General features: G+C 59.3%; 18 protein-coding genes. 10 read left to right on the forward strand and 8 right to left on the reverse strand.

Annotated elements, in window-relative coordinates; genetic code table 11:
• Positions 1-54: 54 nt before the first annotated feature.
• Positions 55-1,074: a ribose-phosphate pyrophosphokinase gene (locus INHI_RS0103705; RefSeq protein ID WP_014875409.1), complete on the reverse strand. Its 1,020-nt coding sequence runs from the start codon at positions 1,072-1,074 to the stop codon at positions 55-57.
• Positions 1,075-1,289: 215 nt separating this feature from the next.
• Between INHI_RS0103705 and INHI_RS0103715 the strand changes: the two genes are divergently transcribed.
• Positions 1,290-2,147, forward strand: coding sequence for an alpha/beta fold hydrolase (locus tag INHI_RS0103715; RefSeq protein ID WP_014880754.1), 858 nt, complete (start codon positions 1,290-1,292; stop codon positions 2,145-2,147).
• Positions 2,148-2,249: 102 nt separating this feature from the next.
• Here the strand turns inward: INHI_RS0103715 and INHI_RS0103720 are convergent, their stop codons facing one another.
• On the reverse strand, positions 2,250-2,684 hold the full coding sequence (locus INHI_RS0103720) for a hypothetical protein (protein WP_014875407.1): 435 nt from the start codon (positions 2,682-2,684) through the stop codon (positions 2,250-2,252).
• Between the two features lie 91 nt (positions 2,685-2,775).
• On the opposite strand from INHI_RS0103720, the gene INHI_RS0103725 reads away from it, so the two are divergent.
• Positions 2,776-3,651, forward strand: coding sequence for a LysR family transcriptional regulator (locus INHI_RS0103725; protein ID WP_014880753.1), 876 nt, complete (start codon positions 2,776-2,778; stop codon positions 3,649-3,651).
• 36 nt (positions 3,652-3,687) lie between these two features.
• On the opposite strand, the gene INHI_RS0103730 is transcribed toward INHI_RS0103725, so the two are convergent.
• The 5 genes from INHI_RS0103730 to INHI_RS0103750 all read right to left on the reverse strand — a co-directional run bounded on the left by INHI_RS0103730 (position 3,688) and on the right by INHI_RS0103750 (position 7,666).
• Complete coding sequence (locus INHI_RS0103730; protein ID WP_027246778.1) at positions 3,688-4,722, reverse strand: threonine aldolase family protein; 1,035 nt, start codon at positions 4,720-4,722, stop codon at positions 3,688-3,690.
• Positions 4,723-5,193, reverse strand: coding sequence for a YcgN family cysteine cluster protein (locus INHI_RS0103735; protein WP_027246779.1), 471 nt, complete (start codon positions 5,191-5,193; stop codon positions 4,723-4,725).
• The gene (locus INHI_RS0103740; protein WP_014875403.1) at positions 5,190-6,122 is read right to left on the reverse strand and encodes a bifunctional riboflavin kinase/FAD synthetase; all 933 of its coding nucleotides are present in this window, start codon (positions 6,120-6,122) and stop codon (positions 5,190-5,192) included. The genes INHI_RS0103735 and INHI_RS0103740 overlap by 4 nt, the downstream gene beginning before the upstream one ends.
• An 81-nt stretch (positions 6,123-6,203) precedes the next feature.
• Positions 6,204-6,647 carry a MaoC family dehydratase gene (locus tag INHI_RS0103745; RefSeq protein ID WP_014875402.1) on the reverse strand — a complete coding sequence of 148 codons (444 nt, stop codon included), beginning with the start codon at positions 6,645-6,647 and terminating at the stop codon, positions 6,204-6,206.
• A 143-nt stretch (positions 6,648-6,790) separates the two neighbouring features.
• Positions 6,791-7,666, reverse strand: a complete 876-nt coding sequence (locus tag INHI_RS0103750) for a TIGR01459 family HAD-type hydrolase (RefSeq protein WP_027246780.1) — start codon at positions 7,664-7,666, stop codon at positions 6,791-6,793.
• A 140-nt stretch (positions 7,667-7,806) separates the two neighbouring features.
• On the opposite strand from INHI_RS0103750, the gene INHI_RS0103755 reads away from it, so the two are divergent.
• Positions 7,807-9,765, forward strand: coding sequence for a methyl-accepting chemotaxis protein (locus tag INHI_RS0103755; protein ID WP_027246781.1), 1,959 nt, complete (start codon positions 7,807-7,809; stop codon positions 9,763-9,765).
• A gap of 362 nt (positions 9,766-10,127) precedes the next feature.
• On the opposite strand, the gene INHI_RS0103760 is transcribed toward INHI_RS0103755, so the two are convergent.
• Entirely contained in the window at positions 10,128-11,048 is a 921-nt protein-coding gene (locus INHI_RS0103760) for a manganese-dependent inorganic pyrophosphatase (protein ID WP_027246782.1), read from the reverse strand.
• 200 nt (positions 11,049-11,248) lie between these two features.
• On the opposite strand from INHI_RS0103760, the gene INHI_RS0103765 reads away from it, so the two are divergent.
• From INHI_RS0103765 to INHI_RS0103795, 7 genes are all read left to right on the forward strand, one after another.
• The gene (locus INHI_RS0103765) at positions 11,249-11,959 is read left to right on the forward strand and encodes a DUF2161 domain-containing phosphodiesterase (protein WP_014875398.1); all 711 of its coding nucleotides are present in this window, start codon (positions 11,249-11,251) and stop codon (positions 11,957-11,959) included.
• A 169-nt stretch (positions 11,960-12,128) separates the two neighbouring features.
• Positions 12,129-12,416 (forward strand): co-chaperone GroES, encoded by a 288-nt coding sequence (locus INHI_RS0103770; protein ID WP_014875397.1) that lies wholly within the window; start codon positions 12,129-12,131, stop codon positions 12,414-12,416.
• A 78-nt stretch (positions 12,417-12,494) separates the two neighbouring features.
• Entirely contained in the window at positions 12,495-14,147 is a 1,653-nt protein-coding gene (gene groL / locus INHI_RS0103775; protein WP_014875396.1) for a chaperonin GroEL, read from the forward strand.
• 24 nt (positions 14,148-14,171) lie between these two features.
• Positions 14,172-14,933 (forward strand): GNAT family N-acetyltransferase, encoded by a 762-nt coding sequence (locus INHI_RS0103780; protein ID WP_254656838.1) that lies wholly within the window; start codon positions 14,172-14,174, stop codon positions 14,931-14,933.
• Between the two features lie 49 nt (positions 14,934-14,982).
• Positions 14,983-15,864 (forward strand): DMT family transporter, encoded by an 882-nt coding sequence (locus INHI_RS0103785; protein ID WP_014880747.1) that lies wholly within the window; start codon positions 14,983-14,985, stop codon positions 15,862-15,864.
• 102 nt (positions 15,865-15,966) lie between these two features.
• Complete coding sequence (locus INHI_RS0103790) at positions 15,967-16,785, forward strand: lipase family protein (RefSeq protein WP_027246784.1); 819 nt, start codon at positions 15,967-15,969, stop codon at positions 16,783-16,785.
• The gene (locus INHI_RS0103795) at positions 16,782-17,930 is read left to right on the forward strand and encodes an alpha-D-ribose 1-methylphosphonate 5-triphosphate diphosphatase (RefSeq protein WP_027246785.1); all 1,149 of its coding nucleotides are present in this window, start codon (positions 16,782-16,784) and stop codon (positions 17,928-17,930) included. Before INHI_RS0103790 ends, INHI_RS0103795 begins: the two co-directional genes overlap by 4 nt.
• Positions 17,931-17,948: the final 18 nt, after the last annotated feature.

The raw sequence follows: 17,948 nt of genomic DNA on the forward strand, positions 1-17,948 counted from the left end.
CACGCGCCGGGTGCCGGACGTGGGGTTTGATTTCTCAGCGTTTGTAGACGAGGCTTAGCCGTTGCGCGACAGCGACTCGTAGATTGGCACCAGTGTCTTGTCCTCAAACAGCGAGGACACCGAGGTGCCGTGCCAGATGTTGAGGATCGCCTGAGTGAACAGGGGGGCGGTCGGCAGGATGCGGATGTTCGGCGCGCCGAGCACCGCATCGGTCGGCTGAATGGTATCGGTCAGCACCAGCGATTTCATCACGGAATTGGTCACACGTTCCACGGCAGGACCGCTCATCACCCCGTGGGTGATATAGGCGTGGACTTCCTTGGCGCCATTGTCGAGCAGCACCTGCGCCGCCTTACAGAGAGTGCCGGCGGTGTCGCACATGTCATCGATGATCAGGCAGATCTTGTCGGTCACATCGCCGATCACAGTCATCTCGGCAACTTCACCCGCCTTTTCGCGGCGCTTGTCCACGATCGAGAGCGGTGCGTTGATGCGTTTGGCCAACTCGCGCGCGCGGGCCACGCCGCCGACGTCGGGCGAGACCACCATGATTTCGTCCATGCTGTCCTTGAACTGGTTCTTCACATCCAGTGCAAAGATCGGCGACGCATAAAGGTTGTCCACGGGAATATCAAAGAAGCCCTGAATCTGAGCGGCATGCAGATCCATGGTCAGCACTCGTTCGATGCCCGCTCCGGTCAGCATATTGGCAACCAGTTTGGCCGAAATCGGGGTGCGTGCCTTGGTGCGGCGATCCTGACGGGCGTAGCCGAAATACGGAATGACAGCAGTGATACGCTGGGCCGACGAGCGGCGCAGGGCGTCAGCGATGATCAGCAGCTCCATCAGGTTGTCATTGGCCGGGTTTGAGGTCGGCTGAATGATGAACATGTCCTCGCCGCGGACGTTCTCATAGACTTCGACGAAGATCTCGCCGTCGTTGAACCGTTCGACTCGGGCATCAACTAGGCCCTGATCGACACCGCGGTGCATCGACATGCGGCGGGTAATGGTTTCGGCAAGCGGAAGATTGGCGTTCCCAGCAATCAGCTTGGGTTCGTTCAAGGTCGGCATTGGCTGTTATCCCCAGGCAGCAATGGCAGTGTGACAGATTCGTGATGTTGAACCCCGCTTAGCATGGGCGTACCCTCGCGCCTAGATTTAATGCGGGAGAACAGGCCCATGGTGGCAAACGACAGAGCAGGGGAAACCTGCTGGGGTTGCAGGGAGGCGCGGGAAACAATGGCGTTGGTTGAGGGTGGCCTCATAGCCACAACGCGGTGGCAATAATGGTGGCGATTTCTACCGGGCTGGCGCAGCCCGTTGCCAGCCATGTTTTTGGATGTGGCCCCAGAAAGGTGGTGGCCGTTCATTGCTCGCTTGCTCACTCGGGTGCCTGGCGTGGATTGGCTACTATTCTGGAAGAACAGGTGACGGTCTCCAGCTTCGACATGTTGTCCCACGGCCGGAGCCCGGACTGGGATGGCAAAGGATTGCTGCAGCTGCGCAACGCAGAGGCAGGTCTGGCTCTGATTGAGGCCGAGAACCTCGCCAAAGAGGGTCCGCTTGATCTCATCGGTCATTCTTTTGGCGCCACTGTCGTTCTGGCAATGGCCCAGATGCGCCCGGATCTGGTGCGATCGCTGGTGATGGTTGAGCCGGTGTTCTTTTCGCTGGCGACCGCAGCGGAGACCAGCGATCCGGAGGCGCTGGAGGCGCTGCGCAGGGATCATATGACGGTGCGCGAGACATATCTGAACGGCGACGTTGAACATGCGACACGGCTGTTCAACCGGGCCTGGGGGGCGGGCCATCCAAAGTGGAACGACCTGCCCGAAAGCGCCCGGGATGCCATGGTGCGCAGTTTTCCAGCGGTGATGGCCTGCGATACACAGGTCTATGAGGATATGCTGGGGGTGCTGACACCGGAAAAGCTGGCGCGCGTGACGATGCCCTGTCTGCTGATTGATGGCGGCAAGAGCCAACCCATCATGCATGAGGTCATTCGTGCGCTGGCAGCACGGCTGCCGGATGTCACCTGCCGCCGGATTGACAGCGCCGGACATATGCTGCCGATCACCCATCCTGCTGAAACCGCAGCGTTGCTGCAGGGTTTCTGGCCGGAGGTGGCGCCAGCTGAGGCGTAAGATATCCATCACGTCCCTTGCTGGGCTGACAGACCATACAAAGCCGAGGCCGCACTGTGCCCCGGCTTTGCATTTTGAGGGTCATTGGGCGAGATTGTAGGCTCAGATATCGTTCACCGTGGTGACGGTTTCGCGAAAATAGTCAATCTTGCCATCCGCTTGATGCGACAGGATGAAGGTGACGCTTTCCACCATGCGGCCGCGAACCGCGTAGTGATAGCGTTGGTGAAAGCGGGTGTTGTACCAGCCATCGCCCAGATCCTGCGAGCTAAGTCCGACGATCTTTGTACCCTGTGGAAACACCTCCGGCCCCAGCCGGGACAGGATCACGCCAAAGCCTTCAATATCCGTGGCCTGTTGCCAGCTGACGTCGACACCATCGCTGTCGCGATAATGATCGATGCGGAAATCAATGTCCGCTGCGATGAAGCCCATCAGCGCCGGATCACCCGCTTCAAACAGCCGGAGGAGCTGCTCGATTGCAGGTTGCGATGTGGTATCGGTGCCGGGGGCGGTGGCCAGATTGGTTGCGGACATGGTGCTCTCCTGTTGGGTGTGGAAACAGGATCGCAAAGAATTCAGGTATAGGGAATTGCTCTTATCCCTATCCTTGCTATAGTTTTGATCTATGGATGATCTTACACCGCTTCGATATTTCCGTGCCGCCTATGAGCTGGGGACCTTCAGCGCCGCAGCCCGCGCCTGCGATGTACGCCAGCCGTCGGTCTCCGCTGCAATTGCCCGGCTTGAAGACCGCTATGACGGGCCGCTGTTTCACCGCAGCAGAGATGGGCTGACGCCAACAGCGCTTGGCCATGAACTGTACAGTCAGGCCGGGGGCGTTCTGGCACAGGTGAGCCAGCTAGAGGCGCGGCTGAAAGGTCATGTGGCGCGGGTGGTGCGGGTGTATTGCGCACCGGATGTGATGATGGCGCCGTTTGATGCCGGACTGGCCCGGATCCGCCGTGCGGTGCCGCGGGCGCAGTTCCAATTCACCGATGATGCGCTGCAGGCTGATCTGCAGTTTGTCGCTGAAAGCTGTCTGCCGCGTGGTTGCGGGTTTCACCCGCTTTGGCAGGAGCGTTACGGCCTGGCGCTTCACAGCGCCCATCCGCTGTTGGCGAAGGCGAAGCTGACCCTCGCGGATCTTGCCGGGGAGGCGCTGATTGCACGCCCTTACTGTCCCAGCGCGGATCGCTTTCTGACCGAGCTGGGACAGGAGGAGGCGCCGGTGGCCGGGCTGCGGATGGCGGCCAGCGCGATCCATGATGCCCAGCTGATGGATCTGGTGGCAGCCGGGTTGGGGGTTGCGCTTATGCCGATCTCTCATGGCGAGGCCCAGCGTGGCATCGTGTTGCGTGAGATTTCGGACGTTGACCCGGTGACGCGCGTGGTTGGTGTCGGTTACCGCAAGACCGGGTTTGCAGGCGACATGGCCCGGCATTTCCTGAACCGTGAGAGCGTCATGGACGCCATGCCTCTGGCCTCAGTGGCGGTAATCTGAAGGCGGCCTTTGGCACTGCCGCCCTCAGGAAATGCGCTAAAGAAGCGCCAGAAACGCGTCGATCTGATCGTCACCAACAGACCAGTCACAGACAAAGCGCGCTGTGACCGCTTCCTCTGCAGCGCCGTCCAGGGTTCCGTCCCACAGATGATAGACGGCGCCTGCATCGAACAGCCGCTGATGGGTCGCGCGGGGCAGCGCGGCAAAGATCATATTGGCCTGCGGATCGTGACTGAAGTGGGCCCCCGCATTGCGCAAGCCCGCAGCCAGACGCGCGGCTTTTGCATTGGCGGCGCTGGCGTTTCGCAGCCACAAATCATCGGTCAGATAGGCCAGCATCTGCGCCGACAGATAGCGGTGTTTGGAGAACAGATGCGCGCCGCGCTTGCGTCGGTATTCAAACTCCTGGGCCTCTGCCGGATCGAAGAAGATCACCGCCTCGACGCCCATACAGCCGTTCTTGGTGCCGCCAAAGGACACGACATCGACGCCTGCTTTCCACGTCATCTCTGCCGGGGTGCAGCCGAGAGAGACCAGCGCATTGGTAAAACGGGCCCCGTCCAGATGTACTGGCAGACCATAGGATTTGGACACATCACAGAGCGCGCGCAGCTCATCCAAAGTGTAGACCGTGCCGAATTCCGTCACCTGGGTGATCGAGACGGGACCGCGCTGCGGCCCGTGGACGCCTCGATTTTCCTCGCCCTCAAGGGCTTGGCGCAGATCGGCGGGGGTCATCTTGTCAGCATCGCTCACCAGCGTCAGCTTGGCGCCACCGGTGTAAAACTCAGGCCCGTTGCATTCATCGACATTGATATGTGCCTGTCGGGTGCAGAACAGCGTCTGCCAGGGCTGCGACAGCGTTGAGAGCGCCAGCACATTGGCGGCAGTGCCGGTTGCGACGAGGTAGACTGCAGCCTGTGGTGCTTCAAAGATCTCGCGAATGCGGGACGTGACCTTGGCCATCTCCTCATCGGCGCCATAGCCCATGGCATAGCCGGTGTTCGCAGCACTCAGAGCCGTGAGGATTTCAGGATTGGCCGGGCCGGAGTTGTCAGAGGCAAAATGCATTTAGAGCGGCTCCTCGATAATATGCTCTTCCCAGTCTTCTTCGGGCGTGTCGAATTCGGAGACCGTCCAGCCGCGCACCGAGACGCCGGCCTCATGCACACTGGCCGGATTACCGGTGATCAAGGGATGCCAGTCGGGCAGGGGCTTGCCCTCCCAAAGTAGGCGATAGGCGCAGGTCTGTGGCATCCAATAGGCGTGCGTGTCCAGATTGTCCGGTTTCAGAACGATACATTCCGGGACGAACTGGTGACGGTTTTCATAGTGGGCGCAGCGGCAGGTGGCATCATCCAGCAGGCGGCAGGCAACACGGGTCAGCGCAACCTCGCCACTGTCTTCGTCTTCCAGCTTGTTGAGACAACACTTGCCGCAGCCGTCACAAAGCGCCTCCCACTCACGGTTGTTCAGCTTCGCCAGCGGTTTCTTTTCCCAGAACCGTTTGGCCAGCCCGTTGCGATCAATACCGTCGCTCATAGGGTCGCCAAAAGGCTGCGTGCCTGTGTGCAATCCGCGTCCATCTGCGCCAGCAACCCGTCCAGCCCGTCGAAAGTCATTTCCGGGCGCAGGTATTCGACCAGGCCTACTGACAGTGTCGCCCCGTAGAGGTTGCCGGTGAAATCAAACAGAAAGGTTTCAATGTTGGGGTGGCTGCCATCGAACATCGGGCGCACCCCGACGGAGGCCGCCCCGTGGTAGCTGCCCTGATGGGGCCCATCGAGCACATCAACCAGCACGGCATAGACGCCAAAGGCAGGCTGATGCAGCCCATCGATCGACATGTTTGCAGTGGGATAGCCCAATTCACGACCGCGCTGTTCGCCGCCAATCACTTCACCCTCAATCCGGTGCCAATGGCCCAACATATTGGCCGCATCCCGCGGGCGTCCGTCACTCAATGCACGGCGAATTGCGGTGGACGACACGGTATCCTCGGAGTATTCCATCAGCGGAGCGATGGTCACACCAAACCCCATATCTTCGCCAAAGCGTTTGAGATCTTCGGCTGTGCCCGCACGCCCTTTGCCGAAACAGAAGTCAGAGCCGACAACCACGTGCCGCAGTCCCAGCCCGTCAGCGATGACTTTGCGCGCAAAAGCTTCGGGTGTGAGGCCAGACAAAGCCGCGTTGAAGTTCAACTGATAGAGGCGCTCGACCCCCAGTTTTTCCAGCCGAGAGGCGCGCGCCTCTGCTGACATTAGCCGGAATGGCTTGGCATCCGGGGCAAAGAACTCTCGTGGGTGCGGCTCAAATGTCATCACTCCCAGCGGTGCTTGCGGCTCCGCCTCGCGAGCCAGGTCGATGACCGATTGATGGCCGCGATGAACCCCGTCGAAATTGCCGATGGCGGCGACGGCTCCACGATCCTTTGGATCTACGAATTGAAAGTCACGGATAATGCGCATGGCCACTGCCTAGCCGCGCCGACGCGCGCTTGCAAGAGCCATGCCGCGGGTTGGTGCCGGTTGCTGCCGGGCAGCCTTGGCTCAATCAAATTTGCGAGAGGGCGCCATCACCATGGCCTCACCAATCAACACCTTCTTGCCGTCGACCATGCAGCGGCAATCCAGCTTGACCCGCCGCTTGTCGATTTCGATGCCGGTCACCTCGACCTCCGCCAGAACCAGATCGCCTGGGCGCACCGGGGCAAGGAACTTCAGCGACTGGCTCATGTAGATGGTGCCGTGGCCGGGCAGCTGCTCTCCGATCACCGCAGAGATCAGCCCGGCTGTGAGCATCCCATGGGCAATGCGCCCCTGAAACATCGTATCCTGGGCGTAATCCTCATCCAGATGTACAGGATTATGATCGGTCGAGACTTCGGCGAACATTTCGATGTCCTTATCGGTTACCTCTTTGCGAAGGTAACGCACCATCCCCATTTCGATGTCTTCGATGCAGATGGTTCCGCGTGGAAAATTGTCCAACATGTGCCTCTCCCGGTTGCCGTAGATTTGCGGCCGATTGTTTCCTGTGCGCAGCTTCAATGCGGGTCGGAAACAATCGGGCAAATATTTACTCGTTACGGCAACTTTATTACTTCGCAACTGCAGAAAATCAAGTGCTTTCTGACTTAGCGCAATTTGCCGATGGAATAGGTCGGCGCAGAACTTTCCTTTTCCAAGTATTGGGTTAGCGCAGTTTCGTCCGGCTGATGATCTGTTTTGGTCTCTTTTGCTGCAAGTCCACCTGTGATGAACAGTGAGTCCAGACCCTCTCCCATGGCGCCGGCGACATCTGTATGCGGCCCATCGCCGATTGCCAGAATGTCGCGATCAGCGATGTCCTGACCCAGTTCCGCCAGACGCCGCCGCGCCAGATCATAGATCGGGGGATGGGGTTTCCCGAAATAGAGGCTCTCACCACCCATTTCGGTATAAAGCCGGGCCAGCGCACCGGCGCACCATTCCCGGGTTTCGCCTCGGTCGACCACGATGTCGGGGTTTGCGCAGAGCAGCTTCAGCCCCATCTGCTTGGCATAAAGAAAGTCGGGCCGGTTCACGTCAGGGTCCGCTTGGGTGTCAAAAGGACCGCAGCAGACGATGCCCTCAGCCTCCCTGAGCGGCACCCGGACAACGTCAAGCGGATCGTCCAGCATTTTCAAGGGTTCGAAGAACCCGGCGTCGCGCTCCCATTCACCCATGAAATAGACTTTGTTTCCGACCGCGCCATTGAACATCGCCGCCCGCGCAGAGTCGCCCGAGGTGGCGATGGTGTCATAGGCATCGCCCGGCACACCAAAGTCGCCCAGCTGGGCCGCAACCCCTGCGCGCGGTTTGGGTGAGTTGGTCAGTAGCACAACAATCCCGCCGTCCTTGCGATAGGTCTGCAGCGCGGCCACCGCTTCGGGGTAGGCGGTGATTCCATTGTGAACGCAGCCCCACAGATCGACGAACAGGGCTTTGTATTGGTTTGAGACCTCTGCGAGTGAGGAAATGATCTGAGTCATGGGGCTGATCTTTCGCATGATTTTCCGGTGCCTAAAGCTATGGCAGAGCGTGCGGTATTTGACCAGATTGGCCCCATTTCCAGTTTTTTAACGACCGAGGCGTAGAACGAGAAAGAGTTTCAACCCTGAGGTGTGCTGTGATGTTTCGAACTATTTCCACAAAAACCCGATTTATGATTTCGGGGGCGGTATCGGTTTTCACGATCCTGGTGCTTGCTTTGATATCTGTTTACAGCCTCTGGCAGAGCGAACTGGAATTGGAACGTCAGATTGATGTGACCAAAACGGTGCGCCATGAGTTGAAAGTCGACCTGCTACACGAAGAGCTGAACGCGGAGGTGCTCTACCTTGTGCTGGCGGGGGATCACGCGACGGCTGCTGAGCGAGAGGAGTTGCGTGCAAGAGTTGTAGAGGTCGGTGAAGAAATGCGCGCCAACCTCGAATTGCTGAAACGGGACACGTTGCCACCGAAAGCTCTTGCTCAGGTTGAGGGAATGGTGCCCGAAGTGGATGCGTTTTTGACACAAGGTGTTGCTCTGGCTGAGTTGGCAATGACGGATAGGGTCGCAGCTGAAGCGGGCCTCGATGCGTTCGAGGAGAGCTACAAGGCGCTGAACACAAAACTACACCCTCTCAGCGATTGGATTGAGCAGGCAGCAATTGAAACAGCCAATTCCGCGCGAGCCCATGATATAATGCTTCTCTATACACTGTTGGGAACGTCCGTCCTGCTGGTCTTGATCACCATCTACAACGCCCGCAAGATGACCTTGAATATCGTGCGCCCAATTGGCCGCATGCGCGAGGCCCTGCGAGAAGTCGCCGAAGGGGATTTTGGCCTGAAGGTCGAAGCCCGCATGCGTGGAGATGACTTTGGTCAGATCGCCCATGACATCGACCGGGTATCGGGACGCGTCATCTACGAGTTGGAAAAACAGAATGCGCTGCGGGGCGAGAGCGAAAAGGTGATCGACCGGTTGCGTCAGGGCTTGCAGCGGCTCGCGGCGGGCGATTTCAGCGATCAGATCAACGAGAGCTTTGGTTCCGACTACGATCCGCTCAGGATCAACTACAACGAAACTGTAGATAAGCTGAACGAGGTTATGGCGCAGGTGGTCAAGGCAAGTGCAGCTATTCAGGCTCAGTCGGACGAAATCCGGAGCGGTGCCGAGGATATGTCTGCCCGCACGGAAAGCCAGGCGGCCACGCTGGAAGAAACGGCAGCTGCGCTGGAAGAGATGACCGTCAGTGTCAGTAACTCCGCGAAAAATGCCAAAGCGGTGGAAGGTGCGGTGGATTCCGCGCGCAAGGATGTTGAAAACAGTGGTCGGGTTGTCGAAGGTGCAATCGAAGCGATGAACGAGATTGAGCGATCCTCGGGTCAGATCTCCCAGATCATCGGCGTCATTGATGATATCGCCTTCCAGACCAACCTGCTCGCCCTGAACGCAGGTGTTGAGGCCGCCCGGGCCGGTGAGGTTGGCCGTGGCTTTGCGGTGGTGGCCTCCGAGGTGCGCGCATTGGCACAACGGTCCTCGGATGCGGCCAATGAAATCAAAACGCTGATCACAGCCAGCACCAGAACGGTCGAGGAGGGCGTTGAAAAGGTCGATAGCGCTGGCAAGGCCCTCTCGCAGGTTGTCGGCGAAGTGGTCAATATCGCCACCTTGGTTTCCGGAATATCATCGGAGTCCGGTGAGCAGGCGCAGGGGTTGAATGAGATCAATATCGGGGTTGCACAGCTGGACAATGTTACCCAGCAGAATGCTGCAATGGTTGAGGAATCCGGTGCGGCCATTCTGAAGATGAACAGCGAGACCTACGGTCTCAATCAGATCGTCAGTCAATTTATCCTGCTGTCATCCGATGGGGTTGAGGGCGGGTCCTCCTCTACGGCCAAACGCGCGGCGGCGGCGGTCGAGGCGGGCCATCCGGATGAGGAACGTTGGGAAGATTACAACGAGGTCTCCGCACATGGGTCCGTTTCAGGCGACGGCATCGATGACTGGAACAATCACGGTAAGTCATCACAGAAATCGGCGGCGCCGACAGGCGGTGATGGCTGGGCTGATGACGATGCAGTCGCCAATTTCGCATGACACTGATCGGACCAAGGCGCGCGGCTGACACTGCGCGCCTTGGTTGCGCCCTCCTGGGGTGCAGGCACTTCACATGACGCCGATGTGAACGTGGACGGGATCTGGTCGGTTCGAATGAGGCCGGTCTATGCGTAGCCTGGGATGGTGGTGTGTGAAAACCTGCGCACCATGGGAATCCCCGGCAGAGGTGTACGTCGCGGCGAGGACAGCTGGCGGAGTGCTTTGAGACGATGGCCCCTCTGCGGGGATCGTTCCAAAAAAACGAAAAATGCGAAGCTCGCTACAAGCTCCGCATTCTAAAAATCAGATTGCGGCAGCAGCAGACAGCTGCCTTAACCACAGTGCTTTCAGATCCAGCGACCTCAGATTGCCAGATTGGGGATAATCTGTTTCTTACGGCTCATCACGCCGGGCAGAACGACGGTATCGCCTTCGGCTGTGGCATCAAAGCTTTTGGAGGCGAGGGTGCGGACCAGATCATTGGGAACCAGCAGCGTGGCCTCTTCCTTTAGGATATCCACGACGAACAGCAGGACCTGATCAACACCGTCCTCTTCGGCCACAGATGTCATGGTCTCCATCAGCGACGCCTTGCGGTCCAGAACCACGGCGGGAGCGGTGGTTTCCAGAACGGAGACGCGGAACTTGGTGCCTTCGACCGCATATTCTTTTGAATCCATCCGCAGGAGTTCCGCGTCGGAAAAGGCCGAAACGTCGGATTTTGCGGCAAACATCTCGGCGGCATAGGCGGCGATATCCACGCCCAGATCTTCGGCCAGGCTATAGGCCACGGCCTTGTCTTCCTGGGTTGTGGTGGGGGAGCGGAACTCCAGCGTGTCGCTCAGGATGCAGGTCAGCATCGCGCCTTTGATTTCGCGCGGGGCCTGGGCCAGATCTGCGCCGATCATCTTCCACATGATGGTCGCGGTGCAGGCGACCGGCTCGATGCGGATGTTGATCGGGCTTTTTGTTTCCAGGCCGCCAACCAGTTTATGGTGATCAATGATCGCCTGGATATCGGCGCCGTTGATATTGGCGGGCAGTTCGGCGGGGTTGTTGGTGTCGACGATCACGACAGGCTGATCATCGCCGACGTCTGCGATGATCTCCGGCTTGTCCAGCCCCCAGTGCTGCAACATGAAGGCCGCCTCAGTGTTGGGTTCGCCCAGCAGTTTCGGCGCCGCTCCAACAGCTTTGATCTGGTTCAGATACCAAGACCAGATGATCGCGGAGCCGGTGGAGTCGGTGTCAGGGGATTTATGGCCGAAGACGAAGGTGGTCATGACATGTGTCCTATGCAAGTGCCGGAATTTTGCGCGTCTTATAGGCACGGGGAGGGGGCTTGTCACCCCGGGCCGGAGTCTGATCAAGGCGGCTATGTTGTTTGTGCAAATCTGTGCCGACGGGTCCCGGCCTAAGGCAACAGGCTGGCGATCGTGGCGAACTGCTTTTCCTTCGGCGCAGTCGCGGCTACCATCGTGCTATGGACCGCGAAGATCAGCTCTACCCGCCTGTAAAGGCCCTGTTCGAGAGCCAGGGTTACACCGTCAAAGGTGAGGTTGGTGCAGCTGATGTGGTTGCCTGTCGTGGTGATGAGCCGCCGGTCATCGTGGAGCTGAAACTGCGGTTTTCGCTGTCCCTGTTTCATCAGGCGATCACCCGGCTCGCGCTGAGCGATCTGGTCTATGTCGCGGTGCCCAAACCATCGGGACGTCAGGCGCGGCGAATGCTAAAGGACAATCTGTCGATGTGCAGGCGTCTGGGGCTGGGGCTGATTACGGTGCTGCCGGACGGGCGAACCGAGGTGCAGTGCGATCCGGGGCCATATGCGCCGCGTAAGTCAGCGAAAAAACAAACGCGCCTGCTGCGCGAGTTTCAGCGCCTTCAGGGCGATCCCAACGCAGGCGGCGCCACACGGCACGGCATTGTCACAGCCTATCGTCAGGATGCCCTGCGCTGTGCCGCCCATCTGGCCGAACACGGGCCAAGCAAAGGCGCGGTTGTGGCCAAGATGGCAAATGTTCCCCAAGCGACGCGGATCATGGCGAGCAATCACTATGGCTGGTTCATGCGGGTGCAGACCGGTGTCTATCAGCTGACGGAGGCAGGCCGGGCAGGGCTGGTCCATTGGGCGCATAGCTGGGAGCCGACGGAGCCGATTGATGCGACGCGCTCGGGTGCGGAGCAGGGCTGACGCGCAGGTCAGAAAATTGCCACAAAATTTCCCAACCAACCTGTTGACAGGCGCGCGTACCCTGCCTAGCTATTCCTTCGTTAGCACTCAGATGTGTTGAGTGCTAACACCTCCTGCGGGGAGCAGGGGGGCGAGACAACAACCTTTGAGCCTTTAAGGAGCTACAAAGATGGCATTGAAACCGCTTCATGACCGCGTGCTGGTCCGTCGCACCGAAAGCGAAGAAAAAACCGCTGGTGGTCTGATCATCCCTGATTCCGCCAAGGAAAAGCCGAGCGAAGGCCAAGTGGTCGCAACCGGCGAAGGCGCACGCAAGGACAGCGGCGAGCTGATCGCGATGGCTGTTTCCGCAGGCGACAAGATCCTGTTCGGCAAATGGTCGGGCACTGAGGTCACCGTCGATGGCGAAGAGCTGCTGATGATGAAAGAAAGCGACATCATGGGTATCATCGAGTAAATCTCCAGGATTTTCCTGAGCTCTACTCTGAATCCCATTCCTCGCTTAAACACACGAATTTCTCTAGGAGAGTAAACAATGGCTGCTAAGGACGTCAAATTCGACACCGATGCCCGCAACCGTATGCTGAACGGCGTCAACATTCTGGCTGATGCTGTGAAAGTGACCCTGGGCCCCAAAGGCCGCAACGTTGTGCTGGACAAATCTTTTGGCGCACCGCGCATCACCAAAGACGGTGTCTCGGTTGCCAAAGAAATCGAACTGGAAGACAAGTTCGAAAACATGGGCGCCCAGATGGTAAAGGAAGTTGCTTCCCGCACCAACGATGAAGCTGGCGACGGCACCACCACTGCCACCGTTCTGGCACAGGCGATCGTTAAAGAAGGCCTGAAGCAGGTTGCTGCTGGCCTGAACCCGATGGACCTGAAGCGCGGCATCGACCTGGCAACAGCCAAAGTGGTCGAAGGCATCAAGGCAATGGCCCGCGAAGTCAAAGATTCCGCAGAAGTTGCACAGGTCGGCACAATTTCCGCCAACGGCGAATCTGAAATCGGTCAGCAGATTGCTGACGCGATGCAGAAAGTCGGCAATGAAGGCGTGATCACCGTCGAAGAAAACAAGGGTCTGGAAACAGAGACCACTGTTGTCGAAGGCATGCAGTTCGACCGCGGCTACCTGTCGCCCTACTTCGTGACCAATGCCGACAAGATGGTTGCAGATCTCGAAGACTGCATGATCCTGCTGCACGAAAAGAAACTGTCCTCGCTGCAGGCCATGGTGCCGCTGCTGGAGCAGGTGATCCAGTCGCAGAAGCCGCTGCTGATCATTGCAGAAGATGTTGAAGGCGAAGCGCTGGCGACTCTCGTGGTCAACAAACTGCGCGGCGGCCTGAAAATTGCTGCTGTTAAGGCACCGGGCTTTGGCGACCGTCGTAAGGCCATGCTGCAGGACATCGCGATCCTGACCGGCGGCCAGGTGATCTCCGAAGATCTGGGCATGAAGCTTGAGTCCGTGACCATGGACATGCTGGGCACCGCCAAGAAGATCGAAATCACCAAGGACGAAACCACCATCGTTGACGGTGCAGGCGAAAAAGCCGAGATCGAAGCACGTGTTGCCCAGATCCGCGCTCAGATCGAAGAGACCACCTCGGACTACGACCGTGAAAAGCTGCAAGAGCGCGTTGCCAAACTGGCAGGCGGTGTTGCCGTGATCCGCGTCGGTGGTATGACCGAAGTTGAAGTGAAAGAGCGCAAAGACCGTGTGGACGATGCTCTGAACGCAACTCGCGCAGCTGTGCAGGAAGGCGTGATCGTCGGCGGTGGTGTTGCTCTGGTTCAGGCCGGCAAAGCGCTGGAAGGCCTCGAAGGCGCCAACGCAGACCAGAACGCTGGTATCGTGATCGTGCGTAAAGCAATCGAAGCGCCGCTGCGCCAGATCGCTGAAAACGCCGGTGTCGACGGTGCTGTTGTGGCCGGCAAGGTCCGCGAAAGCTCCGACAACAATTTTGGCTTCAACGCTCAGACCGAAGAATATGGCGATATGTTCGCCTTTGGTGTGATCGATCCGGCCAAAGTGGCGCGTACCGCTCTGGAAGACGCAGCATCGGTTGCCGGTCTGCTGATCACCACCGAAGCCATGGTTGCCGACAAACCGTCCAAAGACGGTGCAGGCGCCGGTGGCGGCATGCCCGACATGGGCGGCATGGGCGGCATGGGCGGCATGATGTAATCACAAATCCCATTGGGATTTGGGATGAGGCAAAAGGCGATTGGCCGCATAGGCCAATCTGCCAGACGTCCGTCGCTTATGATGTTGAGAATTGGGGCTGCCTTCGGGCGGTCCTTTTTTGTTTTGCTGGAGAGCGAAGGCCCGCCTTGCGGACCTGCCTGCGGCGCGAGTATTTTAGGAAAGGTGATTGGGGGCAGGTTTGCGATGGTTGTGGGGCCTGATTTTTCGACTAGCGTCAACGAAGAACACTATGAAGAAGTGGATAGGTTGCTGAAGTCGGCATTCCCAACTGATGCCGAAGCGCGGCTCGTGCGGCAGTTGCGGGCCGATGGTGACATGCTTCTAGAGTCCCGTAAGCCTTGGAATGGAAAGACCGGTGGCTATTTTGCGCTGAGCCGGATGTATGCGCCTGAAGGCTGGGCCTGTCTGGCGCCGATGGCGGTGCGGCCTGAATGGCAGGGTGGCAGGCTGGCGGAGCGCAATCCGAATATTGCCGTTGGCGGGCCTAAGGATGAGATGTATCGCAGCCCATGGCGGTTCGGCACCCGGATGCTGCAGGAGTTGGCAGCCATTTATGAAATTCCACTTGAAAGACTACCGGCCAATGTGCCCAAGACCATTGTGGTTCTGGGCAAGCCCTCCTTTTATGGCCGGTATGGTTTCAGCTGGCAGCGGGCTCAGAAGCTCAAGAGCCCCTGTCCACTGGAATCCACGCTAATCTTGCGCTGCGGCGATGACGTGCCAGAAGCAGAGCTGGTTTACCCACGGGCCCTTTCGGACCTTTGACACAAAAATATCAGTGGCCCCGCGCATCCCGGCGGGGTAGCCCTAGCGCATGCGTCTGATTGTTCTCGTCTCTCTCACCATGGTGGCCTTTGCTGCGAACTCCATTCTGGGCCGGTTGGCCATTGGTGGGGGCTATATGGAAGCCACGAGCTTTGGTCTGCTGCGGCTGTTTTCCGGCGCGGTAACGCTGATTACGCTTTGCGTTTTCAGCGGACTGTCGTTGCGGCGCGATCTGCGGCAGGCGCTTTGGGGGGCGGCGGCGCTTTCGATCTATATCGTCGGGTTTTCCGTGGCCTATCAAGATCTTGATGCGGGCCTCGGCGCCCTGATCCTGTTTGGTGTTGTGCAGGTTTCAATGTTCCTCTGGGGGGCCTGCAGTGGCAGCCCGGTGTCTGCGGGACAGATCGGCGGGGCAGGGATTGCGCTGGCCGGGCTTGCGTTTGTGGTCTGGCCGACCGATGGCGCATCTGTCGCGCCCCTTGGGGCGTCGCTGCTGATGGCGCTTGGGGGGCTTGGATGGGCGGCGTATAGTTTGCTCGGGCGCGGAGCGAGGGCGCCGCTTGCGGCAACGGCGGTGAACTTTGCTGTGGCAACTTTGATGATGGTGCCGGGGGTCATGCTGTTTGGTGGTGATATCGTGTTCACGCGGGCGGGGGTTTTTTTGGCGGTCCTGTCTGGGGCGGTGACCTCGGGACTTGGCTATGCGCTTTGGTATCATGTGCTTCCCCAGCTGTCGCCTGCGGTGGCGGCGACGGTGCAATTGTCCGTGCCGGTGATTGCAATCCTCGCAGGCGCTGCATTGCTGGGAGAGGATATCGCCGTTGCGCTGGTGATCGGATCGGCAGCTGTCCTCGGCGGTATTGCCGTTGTTGTCTTGTCTGCGCCCGGTCGCAGGGCGGCTGCGCGCAGCAAGACGGTGGCGGAGCGCTGACACGTCGCGTCACAGCAGACCCCTGTGCGCTCCACCCTTCCCGTTGCAGCGCTTTGGCCCTATGTGCAGTGTTCCATGATGCCAGTGAGGTCGCGAGACACCATGATCCGTTCCTTTATCTCCTCTGCGCTGGCGGGCGCTGTTTTGTGTTTCTCCACAGTCGTGGCGCGTGCGGATTGCGCGATCCTGCTGCATGGGCTGGCCCGCAGTGAAATCTCGCTGGCGGTGATGGGGCAGGTGCTTGGGGCGCGCGGTGTCAAGGTTGTTATCCCCGGCTACCCCTCGACTGACAAAGCGGTGGCGGATCTTGCGGCGCAGACGCTGCCCGCTGCAGTGGATCAATGCACGGCTCTAATCTCAGAAGGCGAGCGTATCCATTTTGTCACCCATTCCATGGGAGCCATCCTGCTGCGTCACTGGCTTCAGGGCCACCGGCCAGAGGCGCTGGGTCGCACGGTCATGCTGGCCCCGCCCAACCATGGCAGTGAGCTGGTGGATGAGCTGGGCGATTGGGAGGTGTTTGGCCTTTTGAACGGGCCCGCTGGCCTGCAGCTGGGAACGAATGCAAACAGCCTGCCCAACCGGTTGCCGCCGGCCAGTTTTCCGGTGGGTGTGATTGCCGGGGATCTTTCGCTCAACCCGATTTTCTCTGCGATTATTCCGGGAGCAGATGATGGCAAAGTCTCCGTGCAGAGCACTTATCTGGACGGTATGGCGGATCATATCGTACTGCCCGTCACGCATACGTTCATGATGAACAACCCGCAGGTCATCGCACAGGCGCTGCATTTCCTCGACGCCGGGCGCTTTGATCCCGATATCACATGGCTCGACTCGATCACGGGACAGATTGAGGAGGCCTGTGCGCAAGGCCAGTGCAGTGATGATGGGAACCAGCCGCAGGGGGAGGCGCAGCCATGACCATGCTCGAACTGACATTGACCGGGGCAGACGTACTGCGCCCGGATGGAATGGAGCACGGCGGCGCGCTGACCTTCGCTGGAGGTGAGATCCAGACAGCGCGCGCCGGGAAGGCGATTGATCTGTCAGGCTACCGTATATTGCCCGGCATCGTGGATTTGCACGGCGACGGGTTTGAGCGCCATCTCGCGCCGCGCCGTGGCGCCATGAAACAGATGGGCGAAGGGGTAATTGCAGCCGAGGCTGAACTGGCCGCAAATGGCATCACCACGGCTGTGTTGGCACAGTTCTATTCCTGGGAAGGCGGGCTGCGCGGCCCAGAATTTGCAGACCAGGTGTTCGAAGGGATCAAAGCGGCCCGACCCCGGGTGGTGACGGAGCTGATTCCGCAACTGCGGTTCGAGATCCATCTGTTGGATGCCTATGATGATCTGCCCTCTCAGATTGCGCAATGGCAGGTGCCTTATGTGGTGTTCAACGACCATCTGCCGCATGACCGGCTGGCACAGGGAAAAAAACCGCCGCGCCTCACCGGGCAGGCGCTGAAAGCCGGGCGCAATCCGGACGTCCATTGGCAGATGCTGAAGGATATGCATGCTCGGAGGCTAGAGGTGCCCGCAGCACTCGATAAACTGGCAGCAACGCTTGGGGCTGCGGGGATCTGTCTTGGCAGTCATGATGACCACAGCGCAGGGGACCGGATCACCTGGCGCAATCGTGGCGCACGAATTTCGGAATTCCCGGAAACGATGGAGGCCGCAGAGGCGGCCAAAGCCGCAGGCGACGCTGTTATTCTTGGCTCACCCAATGTGGTGCGGGGCGGCTCGCATAAGGGTAACGCCTCAGCATTGGACCTGATTGCCATGGGGCTGTGTGATGCGCTGGCGTCGGATTACCACTATCCCAGCCCGCGCCGGGCGGCTTTGATGCTGGAACGCTCTGGTTTGCTGGATCTGGCAGGCGCCTGGAGGTTGGTGTCGGAGGGGCCCGCGCAGATCCTCGGCCTTGAGGATCGGGGGCGCTTGGCCGCAGGGCTGCGGGCCGATCTGGTGATCCTTGATGCCAATGGTCAGATTGCGGCGACTTTTTCAGGCGGGCGGGTCAGCTATATGAGTGGTGATGTCGCTGCTCGTTTTCTCACCTGACGGCGGAAGATAACGCGG

It is taken from the genome of Phaeobacter inhibens DSM 16374 (assembly GCF_000473105.1).
In the GTDB taxonomy this organism is placed as follows: Bacteria; Pseudomonadota; Alphaproteobacteria; order Rhodobacterales; family Rhodobacteraceae; genus Phaeobacter; species Phaeobacter inhibens.